This window comes from Bacillus sp. EB106-08-02-XG196 (assembly GCF_013396335.1).
In the GTDB taxonomy this organism is placed as follows: Bacteria; Bacillota; Bacilli; order Bacillales; family Cytobacillaceae; genus Neobacillus.
In genome coordinates, this window is record NZ_JABWSY010000004.1 from 76,027 (window position 1) to 94,117 (window position 18,091).

Annotated in this window: 24 protein-coding genes; 4 read left to right on the forward strand and 20 right to left on the reverse strand. The window is 37.7% G+C overall.

Annotated features, from left to right (window positions below; all coding sequences use genetic code 11):
* Positions 1 to 70: 70 nt before the first annotated feature.
* From MLOOGBEN_RS07755 to MLOOGBEN_RS07770, 4 genes are all read right to left on the reverse strand, one after another.
* Positions 71 to 250, reverse strand: coding sequence for a hypothetical protein (locus MLOOGBEN_RS07755; RefSeq protein ID WP_179157689.1), 180 nt, complete (start codon positions 248 to 250; stop codon positions 71 to 73).
* A gap of 78 nt (positions 251 to 328) precedes the next feature.
* Positions 329 to 1,168: an MBL fold metallo-hydrolase gene (locus MLOOGBEN_RS07760; RefSeq protein ID WP_483296381.1), complete on the reverse strand. Its 840-nt coding sequence runs from the start codon at positions 1,166 to 1,168 to the stop codon at positions 329 to 331.
* Between the two features lie 49 nt (positions 1,169 to 1,217).
* On the reverse strand, positions 1,218 to 1,427 hold the full coding sequence (locus tag MLOOGBEN_RS07765) for a heavy-metal-associated domain-containing protein (protein ID WP_179157690.1): 210 nt from the start codon (positions 1,425 to 1,427) through the stop codon (positions 1,218 to 1,220).
* Positions 1,402 to 1,887 (reverse strand): flavodoxin, encoded by a 486-nt coding sequence (locus MLOOGBEN_RS07770; RefSeq protein ID WP_179157691.1) that lies wholly within the window; start codon positions 1,885 to 1,887, stop codon positions 1,402 to 1,404. The genes MLOOGBEN_RS07765 and MLOOGBEN_RS07770 overlap by 26 nt, the downstream gene beginning before the upstream one ends.
* A gap of 260 nt (positions 1,888 to 2,147) precedes the next feature.
* Here MLOOGBEN_RS07770 and MLOOGBEN_RS07775 point away from each other — a divergent pair, with 260 nt between their 5' ends.
* On the forward strand, positions 2,148 to 2,735 hold the full coding sequence (locus tag MLOOGBEN_RS07775; protein WP_256988965.1) for a Crp/Fnr family transcriptional regulator: 588 nt from the start codon (positions 2,148 to 2,150) through the stop codon (positions 2,733 to 2,735).
* On the opposite strand, the gene MLOOGBEN_RS07780 is transcribed toward MLOOGBEN_RS07775, so the two are convergent.
* The gene (locus MLOOGBEN_RS07780; RefSeq protein WP_179157692.1) at positions 2,732 to 2,986 is read right to left on the reverse strand and encodes an amino acid decarboxylase; all 255 of its coding nucleotides are present in this window, start codon (positions 2,984 to 2,986) and stop codon (positions 2,732 to 2,734) included. The two genes, MLOOGBEN_RS07775 and MLOOGBEN_RS07780, sit on opposite strands and share 4 nt — an antisense overlap.
* A 220-nt stretch (positions 2,987 to 3,206) precedes the next feature.
* Here MLOOGBEN_RS07780 and MLOOGBEN_RS07785 point away from each other — a divergent pair, with 220 nt between their 5' ends.
* On the forward strand, positions 3,207 to 3,506 hold the full coding sequence (locus tag MLOOGBEN_RS07785; RefSeq protein WP_179157693.1) for a hypothetical protein: 300 nt from the start codon (positions 3,207 to 3,209) through the stop codon (positions 3,504 to 3,506).
* Positions 3,507 to 4,598, forward strand: coding sequence for a copper resistance D family protein (locus tag MLOOGBEN_RS07790; protein ID WP_179157694.1), 1,092 nt, complete (start codon positions 3,507 to 3,509; stop codon positions 4,596 to 4,598).
* Between the two features lie 36 nt (positions 4,599 to 4,634).
* On the opposite strand, the gene kynB is transcribed toward MLOOGBEN_RS07790, so the two are convergent.
* From kynB to MLOOGBEN_RS07825, 7 genes are all read right to left on the reverse strand, one after another.
* A complete protein-coding gene (gene kynB, locus MLOOGBEN_RS07795) occupies positions 4,635 to 5,255 on the reverse strand; it encodes an arylformamidase (RefSeq protein ID WP_179157695.1) in 621 nt (206 codons plus the stop codon).
* Between the two features lie 70 nt (positions 5,256 to 5,325).
* Positions 5,326 to 7,074: a WG repeat-containing protein gene (locus tag MLOOGBEN_RS07800; protein WP_256988967.1), complete on the reverse strand. Its 1,749-nt coding sequence runs from the start codon at positions 7,072 to 7,074 to the stop codon at positions 5,326 to 5,328.
* 129 nt (positions 7,075 to 7,203) lie between these two features.
* Entirely contained in the window at positions 7,204 to 7,986 is a 783-nt protein-coding gene (locus MLOOGBEN_RS07805; protein WP_179157696.1) for an IclR family transcriptional regulator, read from the reverse strand.
* Positions 7,987 to 8,029: 43 nt separating this feature from the next.
* Complete coding sequence (kduD, locus tag MLOOGBEN_RS07810) at positions 8,030 to 8,812, reverse strand: 2-dehydro-3-deoxy-D-gluconate 5-dehydrogenase KduD (protein ID WP_179157697.1); 783 nt, start codon at positions 8,810 to 8,812, stop codon at positions 8,030 to 8,032.
* Between the two features lie 60 nt (positions 8,813 to 8,872).
* Entirely contained in the window at positions 8,873 to 9,703 is an 831-nt protein-coding gene (kduI, locus tag MLOOGBEN_RS07815; protein WP_179157698.1) for a 5-dehydro-4-deoxy-D-glucuronate isomerase, read from the reverse strand.
* A gap of 196 nt (positions 9,704 to 9,899) precedes the next feature.
* Positions 9,900 to 10,913: a 4Fe-4S binding protein gene (locus MLOOGBEN_RS07820; protein WP_179157699.1), complete on the reverse strand. Its 1,014-nt coding sequence runs from the start codon at positions 10,911 to 10,913 to the stop codon at positions 9,900 to 9,902.
* Between the two features lie 157 nt (positions 10,914 to 11,070).
* Complete coding sequence (locus MLOOGBEN_RS07825; RefSeq protein ID WP_179157886.1) at positions 11,071 to 12,054, reverse strand: Gfo/Idh/MocA family protein; 984 nt, start codon at positions 12,052 to 12,054, stop codon at positions 11,071 to 11,073.
* A gap of 120 nt (positions 12,055 to 12,174) precedes the next feature.
* Between MLOOGBEN_RS07825 and MLOOGBEN_RS07830 the strand changes: the two genes are divergently transcribed.
* A complete protein-coding gene (locus MLOOGBEN_RS07830; protein WP_218781100.1) occupies positions 12,175 to 13,872 on the forward strand; it encodes a glutamine--tRNA ligase/YqeY domain fusion protein in 1,698 nt (565 codons plus the stop codon).
* 48 nt (positions 13,873 to 13,920) lie between these two features.
* On the opposite strand, the gene MLOOGBEN_RS07835 is transcribed toward MLOOGBEN_RS07830, so the two are convergent.
* The 8 genes from MLOOGBEN_RS07835 to MLOOGBEN_RS07870 are packed head-to-tail and all read right to left on the reverse strand — an operon-like array spanning position 13,921 to position 18,084.
* Positions 13,921 to 14,970, reverse strand: a complete 1,050-nt coding sequence (locus MLOOGBEN_RS07835) for a PAS domain-containing sensor histidine kinase (RefSeq protein WP_179157701.1) — start codon at positions 14,968 to 14,970, stop codon at positions 13,921 to 13,923.
* Positions 14,971 to 14,973: 3 nt separating this feature from the next.
* The gene (locus MLOOGBEN_RS07840; protein WP_179157702.1) at positions 14,974 to 15,435 is read right to left on the reverse strand and encodes a GAF domain-containing protein; all 462 of its coding nucleotides are present in this window, start codon (positions 15,433 to 15,435) and stop codon (positions 14,974 to 14,976) included.
* A 15-nt stretch (positions 15,436 to 15,450) separates the two neighbouring features.
* Entirely contained in the window at positions 15,451 to 16,104 is a 654-nt protein-coding gene (locus tag MLOOGBEN_RS07845) for a response regulator (RefSeq protein WP_179157703.1), read from the reverse strand.
* A gap of 20 nt (positions 16,105 to 16,124) precedes the next feature.
* Positions 16,125 to 16,778 (reverse strand): sensor histidine kinase, encoded by a 654-nt coding sequence (locus MLOOGBEN_RS07850; protein ID WP_179157704.1) that lies wholly within the window; start codon positions 16,776 to 16,778, stop codon positions 16,125 to 16,127.
* A gap of 37 nt (positions 16,779 to 16,815) precedes the next feature.
* On the reverse strand, positions 16,816 to 17,088 hold the full coding sequence (locus tag MLOOGBEN_RS07855; RefSeq protein ID WP_179157705.1) for a hypothetical protein: 273 nt from the start codon (positions 17,086 to 17,088) through the stop codon (positions 16,816 to 16,818).
* Positions 17,075 to 17,386, reverse strand: coding sequence for a hypothetical protein (locus tag MLOOGBEN_RS07860; RefSeq protein ID WP_179157706.1), 312 nt, complete (start codon positions 17,384 to 17,386; stop codon positions 17,075 to 17,077). Before MLOOGBEN_RS07860 ends, MLOOGBEN_RS07855 begins: the two co-directional genes overlap by 14 nt.
* Positions 17,379 to 17,570 (reverse strand): hypothetical protein, encoded by a 192-nt coding sequence (locus tag MLOOGBEN_RS07865; RefSeq protein ID WP_179157707.1) that lies wholly within the window; start codon positions 17,568 to 17,570, stop codon positions 17,379 to 17,381. Before MLOOGBEN_RS07865 ends, MLOOGBEN_RS07860 begins: the two co-directional genes overlap by 8 nt.
* Positions 17,560 to 18,084, reverse strand: a complete 525-nt coding sequence (locus MLOOGBEN_RS07870) for a QcrA and Rieske domain-containing protein (RefSeq protein WP_179157708.1) — start codon at positions 18,082 to 18,084, stop codon at positions 17,560 to 17,562. The genes MLOOGBEN_RS07865 and MLOOGBEN_RS07870 overlap by 11 nt, the downstream gene beginning before the upstream one ends.
* Between the last annotated feature and the right edge of the window lie 7 nt (positions 18,085 to 18,091).

Below are 18,091 nucleotides of genomic sequence, written 5' to 3' on the forward strand. Positions count from 1 at the left end.
TTTTTTTATCTCATTTCTACATATTATATCCATACATGCATCTGATACTAACCTATTTACTAAAATGTGTCTATAAAAAACCCATTCCCCCGGTCATCCTAAGCGCTGGAGTTACCCAAATCCTTTTTGAACTTTCTTTTCGGTCACTCCAGATGGGCTGGAGTGACCCAAATCCTTTTTGAACTTCCTTTTCGGTCACTCCAGGTGGGCTGGAGTGACCCAAATCCTTTTGAGCTTCCTTTTCGGTCACTCCAACTCCCCTTTTTCTATCTACTCTCTTAAAATTGAAAAAGCACATGCCCAATGTCATGTACTTTTAGTTAATCCGTTAGTTCGTATATCGGCTATTTTTCGGCATAGCCATTTCTCTGAAATTGGCTGTTAAATAGCTTAGATTCTCTCTTAATTCTTCACCATTCATTGGAAGCCCATGCCCGGTTACGGCTATTTCTGGCTTCAAAGCCTCTAGTTTTTTAACGGATTGATAGGCGGCCTCCCAATCGGTTGTGTAATATCGAGGCGGCCCGCTTATTTCCTGTGTTTGCGTTAATACCTTATATAGTGATTCTTGTTTCACTGTGACAAAGGCATCCCCAGCTATTAGTGCTCGATCCTCTTCCCGAAATAATGACACATGACCAGGAGTATGCCCTGGGGTATGAATCCATTTCCAACCAGGCATATGAGGGATTGAACCATCTTGTGGAAAAGCCTTTACCTGTTCCCCTATATTAATTCCATGATTCGGAAACATCGGGGACAATTTTGCCACGATTCCTGCGTCGACACTTGGATCCCCTGGCGGGTAATCCTTTTTGCCCGTTAAATAAGGAATCTCCAACTCATGTGCATAAACAGGAACCCGCCAATTTTCTAGAAGTTCAACCAGCGAACCTACATGATCAAAATGACCATGAGTCAAAATGATGGCACTTGGTCGTGCCTGTTCTCCGAAATGTTCTGCAATCATTTCGATAATTTCATCTGCACTCTTAGGCATACCTGCATCGACAAGTACAAATTCATTCTCATTACCCACTAAAGCTAGGTTGACGATTTGATTTGTATAACTAAACACATCAGGCAAAACGGCAATGCCCATTCCGCCGCCAATAGAGGTCATCGGTAGAAATGCCCCTTCAAACTTGCTGTCCTGATTTTGCTGCAAAAAAATCCCCCCTGTTTTTATTTATTATTTAACAGAGAGGATTAATCTATTAATCAAATGTTCTTATTGACAATTTATGAATGGTGGAATTAATTTCTTCAGATTCAATAATCGCTTCATTATAGTTAATTTCAATTTTACCACTGCCTGCTAAAATCTTTACCTTCTCTATCCCGTTATACCTTTTTATTTTCCTTTTGATTTTCCCAATACACCCAGAGCAGGCAACATCATTAAGAGACAACTGAATTATACTCATCTGAATCTCTCCTTTTTATCATGGCAGCTCCAAAAGATTTGCCAAAGTTAATACAAATTTCTTTGTCCGCACTAGAAGGGGTTTTTTCAATTTTCAATCCACTGTTAACGACCTTTGCACCTAGATTCTCTAGTTTTTCTGATAGAATCTCAACGGCACGGCCTACATGCTCATATGAAAAATCACAGGACCCAAAGGCTGCTGCTATTTTATCTTGTAAGTTTAAGCCATCCATGTCTTCATAAAAATCTATAAACTCATCCGGAAGTTCACCATCACCCCAAGTATAGGCACCCAGCAGGATGCCATTGTAGTTTTGAAGTTCATTCACATCTACCTCTAATATATCCTTCATTTCAACATCACTACCTGACAGTTGAATTCCTTCAGCTATTAAGTGTGCTATTTCCTCAGTATTACCAGTCATACTCGCATATACAATTAAACAAGCTGTATTCATTCATAATCACCTCTTGTTTTTCTTAATCTTATAAGAAATCCGGAAAAGAAACATTGACTTACATCAAGAGTTGATTTGAATCACTACAAAAACGAATAAAGAAAGATAAACTATATAGTAACGAATACTTTAAGGGAGTGGTTATAATCGTGTGTTGTGAAAATTGCTCTCATGAATCATCCTGTCTTATCACTGTTCCTGTTTTTAAAGGGCTGAATGCGGAGGATATTCAGCAATTACGAAAGGTAACACGCAGCCGAATGGCACATAAAGGAGAATATATTTTTAGAGAAGGGGAACGTTCTAGTACGTTATTTGTTGTCAAAGAAGGACTGATTAAATTAACGAAAACATCTGCAGACGGAAAAGAACAAATTGTTCGGCTTCTGTTTCCTGGAGATTTTTTTGGCCTATATTCTCTTTTAAGAGATGAAAAACATTATATAAATGCTGAAACCGTCCAACAAACGATGATTTGTTCAATAGAAAAAGCTGACTTTTTAAAAACAATAGAGGGTAATTCTGATATGGCATTCCGCTTTTTAGTGGCGATGAACGACCGTCTTTATGAAGCAGATGAATCCATGGGGAATCTAAGTTTAATGGAAGTGGAACAAAGACTGGCAAAGGCTCTTCTACTCTTCCATGAAAAAATGAACATCCAGAATGAGGCATTTACGCTGCCGATTACAAAGAAAGATTTAGCAAGTTTTATTGGAACAACCCCAGAATCTGTAAGCAGAAAGCTTTTGACTTTTATGTCGAAAAATATTATTCGCATGGAGGGTCAGAGGCAGTTACAGATCCTAGAGCTTGGCCAACTAAAAAGGATATCTGAATTTGGTTAAATTTCATTCAATTTTATTGCCATGAGACGAAAGTGTGCTGGCTCGATTTCATTTACAATCGCATTCATTCCTAAGGATTGAAAGGTCGCTACCAGCGGTTCCCCACGATGTGGTAAATGAATTTCAAATATGGTACCCACAGGTGCTGACTTTACAAAATTTATGATTTCCCGTCGTGGATGTTCGCCCTTTAACACTCTCTCGCGAATATCTATGACGGCTCTTTGATTTTCTATTTGGAAGCTGCTCATCTTTTAACATCTCCTATTGAGTAAGATTATTTCCAGTGTAACACCCTTTGGTATTTTGAAAATTGATTTATATCAAGTTCAACTATGTTTTTAGTATATAAGATTAGGTAATATTAATATTTGAACGTATTGTGAACATTATCTTTAATTCGATATAACTTATTCTAATTGGTGGTAGAATGAAGAACAGCAAGATAACAATATATCGGAGTTGAAAATGATGTTAAGTAAACTTACTCTGGTTTCATGTTTGTTGTTCTTTTTATTTGGTTCACATACCTTTGCGGATTCCCACTTGGAAACAAATACAACACCACCAGCACAAGTTAAAACGACTAAAGAAATCGAAACTTCCGCCAAAGATACTGAAGCGGTTATGAAGGCAGAAGCCACAGAAGGAAATAAAACGAATTCAGAAAATTCCTCTGTGATGAATTATGTATTCCCAGCCATAATGGGTTTGATAATCGTTTTGGGCTTTGGAAGCTATTGGTTAATTTTTAGGAGGAAACAAATCTAGATGTTTATTACAGGTATCGTAAGTGAGGCATTACTTTATAGTTGTTTTTCATTGTTACTCGGAAGCTTTATTTTGAATCTAATTCCCAAAAATGCTCGACCGGAAATTAAGATTCCAAAAGGTGTGCTTTTGGCTGCCACATTAGGAATTGCTCTATTTTCATTTTTACCGGTATTAAAAATTGTTCTATATTTATATGAGGACCTAGGTTTAGGCTACACCCTTAAGTCAGTGTTAACGAATTTCGAGGTTGGCAAGACATGGATTAGTACGGGGATTATTTCGATCATTCTATTCATCTATCTAATTCCCATTAAACTTGAACAAAAACCTTTATTTTCTTTGACAGGTCTAGCATTTACGCTTATCTTAATTGCTTCCCTTGGCTGGTCCAGCCACGCAGCATCTTTATCCAAATTGGCCGGTTTCCTCATACATTCCGCCCACTTTTTGGCTGTAACAACTTGGGTTGGAATTCTAATAGTGGTCAGTTGGTTTTCACGGAACCATGATCATTGGCTGCAATTCTTGAAGTGGTTTTCTCCTGTTGCAATTTTATGTTTAGTTATTACGACCATAACAGGTATATCCTTAATGACTTTTCATATGGAATTGTCCGAATATGTCAGCGTAACAGCTATTTCTTATGGGCAGACATTATTAATTAAACATATCGCAATTCTGCCATTACTAGCTTTCGCCTTTATCAATAGCTTTTTGATTCGGAAAAGACTGCAAAAAGATCCGTCTTTTAATCCGCTTCCATGGGCAAAGCTTGAGAGCGTGATTGTTTTAATTGTTTTTTCTATTACTGGTGCACTCGGACAAGCTTCGCCGCCTCATGAACTGGGTTCAATGATTAGGGCAGAAGGTGCTTCCAAACTGTTTTCCTTTTTCCATCCGGGTGATATAAATTTCCCTATCCATTTTTCCCCTGGAATTGTTTCAATAACCCTTTTTCTAATCGCTATACTTTTTCTAGCGTTAGTCATTATATCTTTTATAAAAAAAGCTCCAAAGATTTTGTCTTTAATAATGAGTCTATTATTTATCGTTTCAGGCTATATAGGATTTATGTTAAGCATTTCATGAAAGAAGCAGCGGAAATTGATTCCCGCTGCTTCTTTTTTAAAGTGAACGTAACACGGCTCTTACTGGACTTCCATCTCCTTCTACCAATGGCAGGGGCAGGGCAATTAACTCATAATCACCTGGTTCTACTTGATCCAAAAGAACGGATTCGAGGATATGAATTCCGTTTTCATTTAAGCTATGGTGCGCATGCAGGTCTTTACTGTCAATCGGATCGACCGATGGAACATCCACCCCGATGAGCCTAATTCCCTTCTCTGCTAAGTATGGACCAAGGTTACCTTCTATAAAAGGAATCTTTTCCGGAAACTCAACTGAATTTTCCCACGCCAAAGTTCTAAACAACACTCTTTTAAAGCCTTCTAAATCTACATTTTCTAGATCCTTTGTTCCTATACTATCTTTCCCAATCATATCGAGTACCCTTACAGGACCGATATACAAGTCGAGGTCTAATTCAATCATTCTTTTTCCATTATCATCAAAATGAAAAGGCGCATCCACATGCGTCCCTGTATGTGTACTCATAGTAAGGCTCCCAACATTCACAGACCCACTCTCTGCTTTGGACCACGAAACCTCATATTGAAAGGGTGTATCCCCTGGCCAAACTGGCATTCCATTTTCAAGCCTTCTGGAAATATCAATCGTCTTCATTCTTCCCACTCCCTTGACAGCATTTAATTTTGCCTATGTTAAAAATATATCGCTGCCAAGATGTTGTCAATTAATGAAACGAAAGCCAAAAGTCTCCATCATGATTAATGATGCTGCTTATCTCATTAAACCGAATCGTAAAAGTTGGAAAGCCTGCAGCATAAGGGGCAATTTCATAAGGCTCAAAATAAACATTCAACGCCCCTTCACTAATAAAGAATGCCTGGTCTGCTTTTATTCCTTTATAAGAATCTGGGAAGACATAGGAATATTGATCATTATTTTTGATTTGTTCTCCAACAATTTGACTAATGACCTTTACATAATCTGCTTCCGGCTTAAATAAGTCTTTTAGTTGGTAGAACCTGCCCGTTTTAAGGTCGATATGAGCATATTTTTTAACAGGCATTCCGTGTGCCGCACCAAAAGGATAATCATATCCATTTATCTCAATGACTACCAGGTTATTCTTACAAAACTCTATATCAAAATCACCAGCATAGCTTGATTCCAATTGCGTATGCGCAGGCGTTGGTTTCACTCCAGATAGGTCCTTCAATCTCTGATTAACGCTCTCCTGATTTTCAACACCCTTTATCTGTGGATAATAAACTAAATAATCCTTGTTTGGTTTATATTTATTTTCGATAACAGAATAATCGTGGTTTAAAGGAATGATAGTATTTTGCTTCCAAATTAACTTGCCTTTTTTATCAAAATAGAGAATTCGGAGATCGATATCCCCTTTAATTAAAGATTTCTCAAATGCTAATGTACCACTGCCCTCAACCTTTGGCAGATGTTCTATTCTTTTACCATGCTTATCGATAAAGAATGTAAGTTCATCGTTGAAAGCCGAAGCAATTCCTTCCTTAAAATTTGAAATACCATTATAGATAAACCCTGTAAGGATTTGACCACTGGAATCAGCAAGAGCATACTTTTGAAAAAGATATGGCTTCTCTGGATTAGGTGCTTTCCCTAGGGCATATCGATGCTCCTCGAGATTTAACAAACTATTATACTGTGGTTTGATGATAAATTTCCCGTGGGTATCGATCAAGCCGTAATAATTATTTTCTACATTAACAATTGTCTTTCCATCGACAAATGGCTGTGTTCCTGTAAACTGCTGCTCAATGATGACCTTTCCTGTTTCGTCCATGTAACCCCATTTATCATCATTACTTTCTCGAAATGCCAGCATACCTTCACCATAATCGGCGACAAAGAGATTGGGGTAAGAATTCACTACCTTACCTGTTAGCTCAATGAGAGCATGGTTTCCCTCTATCGTCTTAACTAATGCCTTTCCGTCATGAAAGTTATTAGCAGATTCATAGGATAAAGGAATAACCTCATTACCACGTCTATTCAAATAGCCATATAGATAATCTCCATGTTCATCCGTCTTGGCAGCTAATGCCCTGCCATCTTGATAATCACCAATAAAGGAATATGCCTTTGAGGTAATTTCCTTCCCGCTTTCATCAATTACTTTAAAGCCATCGTCATCAATGACAGTTGCCCGCCCTTCTGAAAAGGGACTGATTGTATCATATTTTGGTTTGACAATAAAATAACCGTCATTGTTGATCATTCCAGTTAGATTATTTACTTGAACAATCGCTAAACCATTTTCCTGAAAATCATGAGCCATTTCATATTGCGCTGGAAGAATAAAATCACCCTTCTCATTGATATATCCCCACTTACTGCCGCCAATCCCTTTCACTGCAGCCGGAAAAAGATAAACCATTCTGGATAAGGAAAGAAGGTAAGTAACCCAGTTTTCCTGTTCCGTATTTCTTCTAGACATCCGTACTACCCCATTTTATTTTTTTATTATATATATGTAAAAATGGGCGTGATGGCAACTTTCTGCTATAACAAACAAAAAAGAATCCATTTTAGCATAAACGCCTTAAAATAGATTCATCGCTATTATTTATATAAAAACATAATTTTGCTGTAATTCTCTCTGGATATTTTCCTTTGTTTTCAATATGGCTTGAACGATTTCATCTTTAACCTCAGGTGAAATTCGATAGGATGGCACACTTACGCTAAAAGCACCATATGTTTTGTTATTCATTCGTAGTGAAACACCTAGACAATAAACATCCTTTTCACCTTCACTGTCATCTATTGCAAAACCATTTCTTTTTATATCCTCTACCTGTTTTAATAATGCTGCCGAATCAGTAATGGTATTCTCCGTTATGTGCTTAAGCTCCACGCGGGACAAGTAACCTAATTTTTCACTATTCGACATCTCTGAAAGTACGGCTTTTCCCATTGCGGAGCAGTAAAGAGGCTTAGATAGACCAATTCTAGAATTCAGGCAAACAATTGGCTTTTTTGTTTCCAGCTTGTTAACTGTTAGGATTTCATCGCCTTCTAAAATACCCAAGTGTATCGTTTCATCTAAACAATTTTGCAGCTCTTTTAAATATGGATAAGAAATTTTTGAGATGTCCAGATCTGCAAGATACTTGTTTGCGTACTTAATTAAGGCACTTCCAAGTTCGAATTTCTTTGTTTCAGGATGCTTTTTCACATAACCAATTAGAAGAAGGGTATCTAATATCTTCAAGGCCGTTGAACTTGTTAATCCTGTTTCCTTAGCAATCACATTTAAGGATTGTGGTTCTTTCTTTGCTGAAAGAAAATCAAGGATACTAGAAGCCTTTATTAGAACAGTACCATATGGCTGTTTTGCATTCTCCACTATGTTACCTCCCTTCATTTTTATAACTTATTATAATGTAAAACTAGCGAACTAACCAGCCACCATCGACAGGGATAATGGCCCCATTCATATAATCAGATGCTCTGCTTGCAAGGAAAACTACTACACTTTGCAAATCAGCTGGAGTTGCCCATCGTCCAGCAGGTATACGAGAAGTAATTTCTGCATGACGCACTTCATCCTCACGAATTGGTGCTGTATTTTTCGTTTCAACATAACCAGGTGCGATGGCATTAATTTGTATGCCTTTTATCGCTAATTCATTTGCAAATGCTTTTGTTAATCCAGCGACACCGTGTTTACTTGCCGTGTAGGATGGTACAAATTTTCCACCTTGGAAAGAAAGCATGGAAGCAACATTAATGATTTTTCCGCTGCCTTGCTCTACCATTACCTTTGCAGCTTCTTGGCTCAATGAGTAAACAGCATTAAGGTTGATATCCATTACTGCATCCCAATCTTCTTCCTTATATTCTAGTATAGGCGAACGGCGGATAGTCCCTGCGTTATTCACCAAAACATCTACTCTTCCATATGTTTCTAAGCATTTAGCTACGATATCTTTTGAAACTTGTTTATCTGTTAAATCACCTTGAAAAAACGCTGCACGACGTCCTTCTTTTTCAATTAGTTCTATCGTTTCTCCCCATTTGTTCCCATGAGTCGTGATAAAAAGATCCGCACCTGCTTTTGCCAGCGCAACCGCAAAGCCTTGTCCAATTCCCGTATTACCACCTGTCACAATCGCGACTTTTCCATCTAATTTAAAATAATCTAATGAAAATTGTTGTAAGTCCTGCGTCATTTTCAAAGCCTCCAATTCTATTTAATGAAGTACATTAAAACAATCAATGAACAAAAGGATTTATTTTAAGTCCTTCATTGGAACCATGTCCATATCATTATATGTAATGTTTTCACCGCACATTGCCCAAATGAAAGTATAGTCACTTGAACCTACACCTGTATGAATAGACCAGCTTGGTGAGATGGCAGCCTGTTCATTCGCAATAACTAAATGTTTGGTTTCATCCGGTTTGCCCATGAAATGGAAGACACGAGTATCTTCTTTCATATCGAAATATAGATACGTTTCCATGCGGCGTTCATGTGTATGACTTGGCATTGTGTTCCAAGCACTACCTGGAGTCAGGATGGTATATCCCATTTGAAGCTGGCAGCTTTCACATACGTTCGGGTGAATATATTGATAGATAGAACGATGATTTAACGTGGATGAATCCCCTGTCACCATTGGTTCAATATTATCAATACTAATTCTTACATTTGAATATTTATGGTGAGCCGGTACAGATACTGTATAGAATTTTGCCGGATTAGACGGATCTTCTGATTTGAATTGAATATCCTTTGTTTCTTTTCCAATGTAATATCCATCTTGCTTTTTCATTGGTTCTTCTCTGCCTTCGATTACAATAGATCCTGGTCCACCGATATTAATTACACCAAGTTCACGTCGTTCTAAGAAGTAGGTAACTCCTAATTCTGTAGAGAGTTCAATCGTTAAAGGCTGATTTGTTGGTGTAACACCGCCAAAGATCATTCGGTCGTTATGGGTATACGTCAATCTTACTTCCCCTGGTACAAAAATACTTTCTACTAAAAATTCCTTGCGTAATTGTTCTGTTGAATAATGACGAATATCTTCTGGACTATGTGTATAACGAGTTTCCATTTTACTCACTCCTGTTATCGATTAATTTTTGAAGCATTAAATTTCCAAATAAGAAATAAGATTGTTTATTTGGAAATGTATATTTTTATTATATTGGACATTTTTGGGTTTTTCAACTCTATTTTAAAAAATAGTCAGAAAATTTCCTCTAAAAAAAAAGTAACCTGATTGTACGAATCAGGTTACTCTCTTTTGCTTAGTCTATATATTTTGCTTCAGGAATTAATATTTTCCATTCTTCATAACTGATAATGGTTTCCCAGTGTCCCGTCATTTTTGCAAAGCCAACTATTAAGAAGAATACGACAAAGAATGAAACCGGAATAAACCATTTACTTACCTTTTTATTTGCTACTGTCATGTTCAAGGTATCCTTTACAGGGCATGCCTCTACACAGGCCATACAAGCTGTACAATTTAAGTTATTTACGGTTTCGACCTTATGCACCTTTACTCTGGAAGGACAAACCTTCGTACACATTTCACAGTTCGTACAAGTTTCTTCATTTCTACTAATCTTGGAAATTCTAAATATCGAACCAAGTCCGATGAACGCTCCATAAGGGCAGAGGAATCTGCACCAGAAATTTTTATAGAATAAAGACAGTACAAACATCACGGTTAGAAAGCCAAGGCCAAAACCACTAATATCTAAGAAAAATGTCAGCATTTTCACATCCGATATTTTGTTATATGGTTCGTTTAAGAAGGAAATTGCACCATACGTCGGCATTACGATAACCATACCTAAAAAGAAAAGTAGTAATAAATACTTAATTGGGGTTAGCAGCCAAACGAGCCAAGTGGGTACCTCGAAATTTCTTTTGAAAAGTTTTTTCCCCAATCTGCTGATCCATTCCCCAACTGTTCCAATCGGACAAATCCAGCTGCAAAAAGATCTCTTGAAAATAATAGCTCCGCCTACAAAAAAGCTTAATAAAACGAGGCCTGCTGGATGTATGACATCAAAGTCCCCAGTTGCAAGCCATACCTTCAATGCCATTAAAGCACTAATTGGCAGGAATCCTTCGACTGCTGATGGTCTTTCAACAAAAGGTGTTTCTCCTAGGGTTTCAAAATGCATATAAAATTGATAAAAACGGACACCGACATATAGTAAAAATAACAGGAATACAGCTTGAACGACGTACCTTGTTATTTGAACCGGTTTTCTTTTCAACTGTTTCTTGTACCAGTTCATTGACTTCATTACGATTCCCCCAATCTTCTTCACCTTAAATATAAGGAACGAAGGAAAATCGGGGATGTGATAAAAGTCATCAAGAATGCCGTTTTCATAAAGAGTTCACAACCCTATACTTAAAACAGACATAATTAGTTTGTAAGAAGTATAGGGTTACATTCACCTAGCGTTCTACTCCAAAAACAATATTATTCTGTTTCCGTGCTTCTTCCGTTACACGCAGTACAAAATTACTCCATTGCTTTAGCTTCTCATATTCTTGGTCATTGTTGGTTTCAATGATTTCAGCGATATTGATGCATTCATAGACCATATCTTTTTCTTCCTGGGCCACACTGAAGATTTCACTCTCTTTTGTATGACAGTCAAGGAATTTTATTTCAGATATTGGAGCGGCATCTTCTAGGACAAAGGTACCCTTTTCTCCTTGAATCTCACAGTGAAGAACGGAATCTGAAATCTTTGAACAAAGTATAGTACAGACAAAGTCTTGATATTCTAAAATAAGTGTACCGCTGCCATCGATACCGCTCCGCAGTTTAACTGGATAATAGGTGACCTTTTGCGGCTCTCCAAATAGCCCGATAGCTAAGAAGAGCGGATACACACCTAAATCTACTAAAGCTCCGCCTGAATAGGTACTTGAGAAGATATTCGGTTCCTCCCCTTGTAAAAACAAATCGTAGCGTGAAGAATACTTCATATATGGAAGAATAGCACTTCTTAGATTACCTGCCATATGAAGCTTTTCTTTTAAAATACGAAAGTTTGGTGTATGAATATTGCGTATAGCTTCAAATAAATAAACACCATTTTCCTCAGCAATTTGATAAGCTTTTTCTAATTCAGCTGTATTTGAAAATATCGGCTTTTCACAAATAACATGCTTCTTATTTTTTAAAAAAGTAAGTGCCTGCTCAAAGTGGACTGAATTAGGTGAAGCAATATAGACAGCCTTAATCTCAGAACTTTTTGCCATTTCCTCTAAATCAGTAAAAAAGTATGCTGCGTTATATGTATGGGCAAGGTGTTTTGCTTTTTCATCTGTTCGGGAATAGACTGCTGTTAAATTTAGTTTCCCGCTCAATTTTGCTGCCTCTATAAAGGATTCTGTAATCCACCCTGTTCCGACTGTACCTAAATTAATCATATTAAATCCCCTTCCATTCCTTCTATAAGCATATATTGTAGCCTTTTTGCTTTCTTTTTACCAATTTCACTATTTTTCTAATGAATAGTTGGGTACAATGGAAAAATATCATATTTTATGTTATTTATAAGTAATAGAGATGAAAGAAAGAGGTTGAATAGAGTGGACAATCTAAGTTCTAATTTTATAAAAGATGTTATGATTAAGGATTTGGAATCTGGCAAACACGATAAAATTATCACTCGTTTCCCTCCAGAGCCCAATGGATATTTACATATTGGTCATGCTAAATCCATCATCATTAATTTTGGATTAGCGGATGAATTTAACGGAAAAACCAATTTACGATTTGATGACACCAATCCGTTAAAGGAAGATGTCGAATATGTTAATTCCATTAAAGAAGACGTGAAATGGCTTGGATTTGAATGGGATAACTTATATTTTGCTTCAGATTATTTTGAAGAAATGTACAAACGGGCTGTGCTGTTAATTAAAAAAGGACTTGCCTATGTGGATGACCTGTCCGCTGACGAAATTCGTGAGTACCGTGGCACCTTGACCTCTCCTGGTAAAGAGAGCCCTTATCGTGATCGTTCGGCCGAGGAGAATCTTGATTTATTTGAACGGATGAGAAACGGAGAATTTACAAATGGTCAAAAGGTTCTGCGTGCAAAAATTGATATGAAATCTCCAAATATCAATTTACGTGATCCTGTCATTTATCGAATTGCTCATGCAACACACCATAACACAGGCGATAAATGGTGTATCTATCCGATGTATGCTTTTGCTCATCCTTTAGAGGATGCAATTGAAGACGTAACTCATTCCATTTGTACCGTTGAGTTTGAAGACCAACGTCCACTTTATAACTGGATAGTGGAACAATGCGAAATGGAAAGTACGCCGCAACAAATTGAATTTGGCCGCTTAAACGTGACGAACACCGTAATGAGCAAGCGTAAGCTTAAGCAGCTTGTGGACGAAGGGTTTGTTGATGGCTGGGATGATCCAAGGATGCCTACAATCTCTGGAATGAGACGAAAAGGTTTTACCCCTGATTCGATTCGTAATTTCGTTCGTGAGACAGGTGTAGGGAAAGGTTCTGGCGCCGTAGATTCCCAAATGCTTGAACACTTTGTTAGAGAAGACTTAAAATTAAAAGCTCCTCGGACAATGGGAATTCTAAATCCATTAAAAGTTGTCATCACAAACTATCCAGAAGGGCAAATTGAATTACTTGATGCCGAGATTAATCCTGAAGTTCCAGAAATGGGTTTACGGAAAATTCCATTTTCTCGTGAAATCTACATCGAAAAAGACGATTTCATGGAAAATCCTCCGGCTAAATATTTCCGCCTCTTCCCTGGTAATGAGGTACGCCTTAAACATGCTTATTTTATTAAATGCGAAGAAGTCATCAAGGATGTAAACGGAGAAGTTGTTGAACTTCGCTGCACCTATGACCCGCTAACCAAAAGTGGTACTGGCTTTACTGGCCGTAAGGTAAAAGGTACCATTCATTGGGTGGAAGCAACCAATTCCGTGCCAGCGGAGTTTCGTTTATACGAACCACTTATTCTCGATAAAACTGAAGAAGAAGAGGAAGATAAAACCTTCCTTGATAACGTAAATCCTGAATCTCTAGTGGTATTACAAGGATTTGTTGAGCCAAACATGCGCGAAAGCAGACCTTATGACAAATTCCAATTTTTTAGACATGGATATTTCAATGTAGATCCAAAGCATACGACAGTAGATAAACTCGTCTTTAACCGAATTGTTTCTTTAAAAAGTTCATTTAAGATATAAAAAGTAGAACCTGGCATAATGCCAGGTTCTACTTTTTATATCTTCAGCTTATTTTGGGATTTCTAGGATTACTCTTGTCCCCTTTCCAGGTGAGGAGTTAATCGTCAGTTCTCCTCCAACTGCCCGCGCTCTTTCATCCATACTGAAAAGCCCAACACCACGGGTTTGGGAGCCTGTCTCAAAGCCTCTCCCCTTATCTTCTATCATTACCCTGACACTCTGGTCAAAATCTCTAACGGTAACAGCCGCCTCGGATACTTCTGCGTACTTTCTTATATTTGTTAATGCTTCCTGAATGATCCGGTAAATGGTTAATTCAATACTTATATCGAGTCGGCGTTTTAACAAACATTCAAAAAAAACGTCAATATGATAGTTCTCAGAAAAGCGGGAAAGGAAGGAACGAATCGCAGGAACAAGTCCAAGGTCATCCAATACTGATGGACGCAATTCCCATGATATATCGCGAATTTCTTCAATTAATTGGGTTGCTTCCCTTTGCATTTGATGGAGAAGCGGATGATCTAATTCTGACAATAAACGATTTATTGTAATTAGATGACTATATAGATTTTGACCAATGCCATCATGTAAATTTCGTGATAATCGCTTTCGTTCTTCCTCTTGAACATCAATGATGGTTGTCATCATTTTTTGAAGTTCCTGTTCCACTCTTTTTCGTTCTGTTATTTCGTATCGAATCGCCAAATATTGATAGGGCTTCCCCTTATCATTTAAGAAAGGAACGATTGTAGTATCTACCCAATAATAGCTTCCATCTTTGGCACGGTTACGGATTTCACCTTTCCAAACATCCCCAGCACCAATCGTTCTCCACATTTCCTTAAAAAACTCTGCAGAGTGGTAGCCGGAATTTAATATCCGATGGTCCTGCCCCATCAGCTCATCTTTTGTATACTTTGAAATTTGAATAAATTGTTCATTTATATATGTAATTGTTCCTCTAGAATCCGTTATTGCTACAATGGAAGATTCATCAAGGGCAAATTTTATATCCATTAATTCTTGAATTGACTTTTTTAATTCCAACTCTAGGCTGGTGAGCTCATTTAGTGACTGCTGATGATTTGTCTCCATGACTTAAGCCCCTCCTCCTAAGATTTGGCTTCCTAAGAGCTGCTCAACAGATTCAGCTGACTCTTTCACCTGTTCTTGCTCATCTTCAGAAAAAGTGTATGACACCCTCTTTCCAACAAGTAATACACCTTTTGGAGAGCCATTAAAAAATAAAGGTACCGCATAACAGGAAATAAGCTTCTCAGCAAGCATAATGGGATGGTCGGTTACTTTTCCATAGATATCATTCGGAAAGTCACTCAACATCATTGGACTACCGCTTGAAATGATCTTTCCAGCGATTCCTTTTCCAAAACGGACGGTAATTCTCTTATATTTATCGTTTACGTTCCCTGAAGCATAGTGCCATCGAACATCGGGGCCAACTTCATTTTGAAGGGCAAGGGCAACAAAATCACAGCCTACCTCCTTCAGTAACTGATTACAGACCTCCATTACCCCATTATTTTCTGTTATTTCTGTCATTCGTTGGTCTTCTCCTTATATTCCATAACCTAATAGCCCCTTTTTAACCGCATATTCCACCAGTTCAGGTCTAGTCTTCATTTGCAGTTTTTCCATTAAGTTCCCCTTATGAGTTTCTACCGTTTTTACACTTATGACTAACTGTTCCGCTATTTCTTTGTTTGCATAACCTTTAGCTACAAGCGTTAGAACTTCCTTTTCACGCTCGGATAAAAGATGATAGGTATCATGGCTGTCATGCTTAATGCTTCCTAAATATTCTTCCATTAATCTTTTAGTTGCTGCTGGATGAAGATATGCATCTCCGTTTGCAACTGATTCGATTGCTGCCATCAGCTCATCATGAGGTGCACTTTTTAAAATACAACCTGATGCCCCTGCCTGTACCGCTCTAAATAGATATTCCTCATCATCATGCATCGTTAAAATCAAGATATTAGTTTCTGGCAGCTGCTTTTTTAATTCAGCAGTTGCAGTTAAACCATCCTTCCCATGCGGCATACTTAAGTCCATCACTACCACATTAGGTTTAAGCTTCAACGCTTTTTTAATTCCTTCATTCCCCTCAGATGCTTCTCCAATCACTTCAATTTCAGGATTCGTATTTAATAGCATCTTCAAGCCGCTTCTTACAACAGCATGGTCATCAACCAATAGGATTTTGATCAATTTTAACTCTCCTTTGCTCCCTATAAGGGAAGAGATAATTCAATAGATGTTCCTTCTCCTATTTTAGAGGAAATCACACACTGTCCGCCAGTTAGAAGCATTCTTTCCTTCATGGAGGCAATTCCAAATGCATAAGGATTCTTTGTAATGGTTTCTGTTTGAAATCCCTTGCCGAAATCTAGAATGGAAATCCTTAACTCATCTTCACTCCAGCAAAACTCCATCTTTACATTAGATGTATCCGCATATTTTGCGATATTTGCAAGTGCTTCCTGGCACACTCGAAAAACAGCAATACTATTTCGCTCTGTTATTTGCTGTTCTTCCCCAGTAGATGTTAAATCAACAAGAATACCAAAGGTAGACGTATATAACTTAATATAACTCTTCACCGCTGGAAGTAATCCAAGAGTAGTAAGGACAGGCGGGTGCAGCTCAACGGAAAGCAGTCTAATTTCTTGCATCGTTTTTTCAATCAACTGTGTCATTTCATTCAAGTGATTTTTTAAATGCGGCTGACTAATTCCAGATGCAACGAATTGTAGTCCAGTTAGAATACTAAACAGGTTTTGTCCAACACCTTCATGGAGTTCCAATGATATTCGTTTAATTTCCTCTTCCTGCGATTGAATAATATAAGAGTTAATTAGATGCTTTGATTCAGAATGCTCCATTACCTTCCCCCCTTATCTCTTTTTTATTTGAAAAAACCTATACTTTTTTAAACGTATAGGTTAAACCACTTTCTAGGTCAGAAGCTGAAAACATATCTTCTGATTGATTTACATTGCTAATAAGCGGTACTGCTAAAAAATATATATCATCAAAATAGAAACGGACATGTGTACGATCAGGACAGTTTTGGACTTTTTTTATTGCCCTTTTTACAGTAGGAGCTTGATCCCCACCCTCCTGATCAGAAATAGCGATTTCAACAGTCGCCCCAACGAATCTCTGTAATTCATCAACATTAATGGGTTCCACAGCTGTTACATCCCTTCTTGACTGGATAGATGAACATTTTGTAACCTTGCAGATACTCCCAAAACTTTGAATCCGCATGGTCCTCTATGAATAGGATAGTTTCTTCCTCTGAGCTCCAATCACTCATTCCTTTTACTTCTGCGATCACCATTTCTGCTCCATCGATTGTCTTTTCCTCAAGAAACCAATTTAATCGCTTTTTCCCAAACATGTTTTTCAATAATTCATCAATATCGGCAGCAAAATCACCTGTTTGTTCTCGTATGAAACAAAAATCTAAATACGTTTCACTATTCATTGATTTTCACACCCTTTTTATAAATAAGGAGTGCGGCAGGAAAAAGGATTACATTGAAGACTGCTGCAGCAATTGTGTTTGTATAATTTTCATAAAAATACTGATGAACCATATATTGTGTAGCAATAATATTTAACATTAAGACGGCTAAAAGGAGAGCAACACTTAGGTAACTACGCTTCATATCGCTTCACCCCTACAGCAAAAACGGTTCCGTTTTCTACTTTCACATAAATCTCAGGGAGCGGGCGTCTAGGCGGACCAGCTGTAGGCGCACCTGTTTCAACGTCAAACTTCCCGTGATGACATGGGCAGAGCATTTCGCCCTCATCTTTCTTCCAAAATACAGGGCAGCGAAGATGAGTACAAGCATTTTGATAAGCAACATATTTCTCCTCGGATAACCTGATTAAAATCGCGCTATCATGCTCGCCTGGAAAATGGAAATCTACTGCATCGCCAATAGGTAAAGACTTTACATCGATAATTTTCTGTTTTGGATATTTTTTGTCTCCCAGTCCGTTAAGCTCTTTCGCAGCCAATACACCCCAAGGAAGAGAGGAAACTGCAAATACACCTGCAGCTCCAACTAATGTTTTCATAAACCCGCGGCGGTCGAGTTTTCGTTCATTATTGCGGTTTATATTATGTGTATAGTTATCTTCATTGAACGGGATTTTATTACTTTTATCTGTCATGTTAATC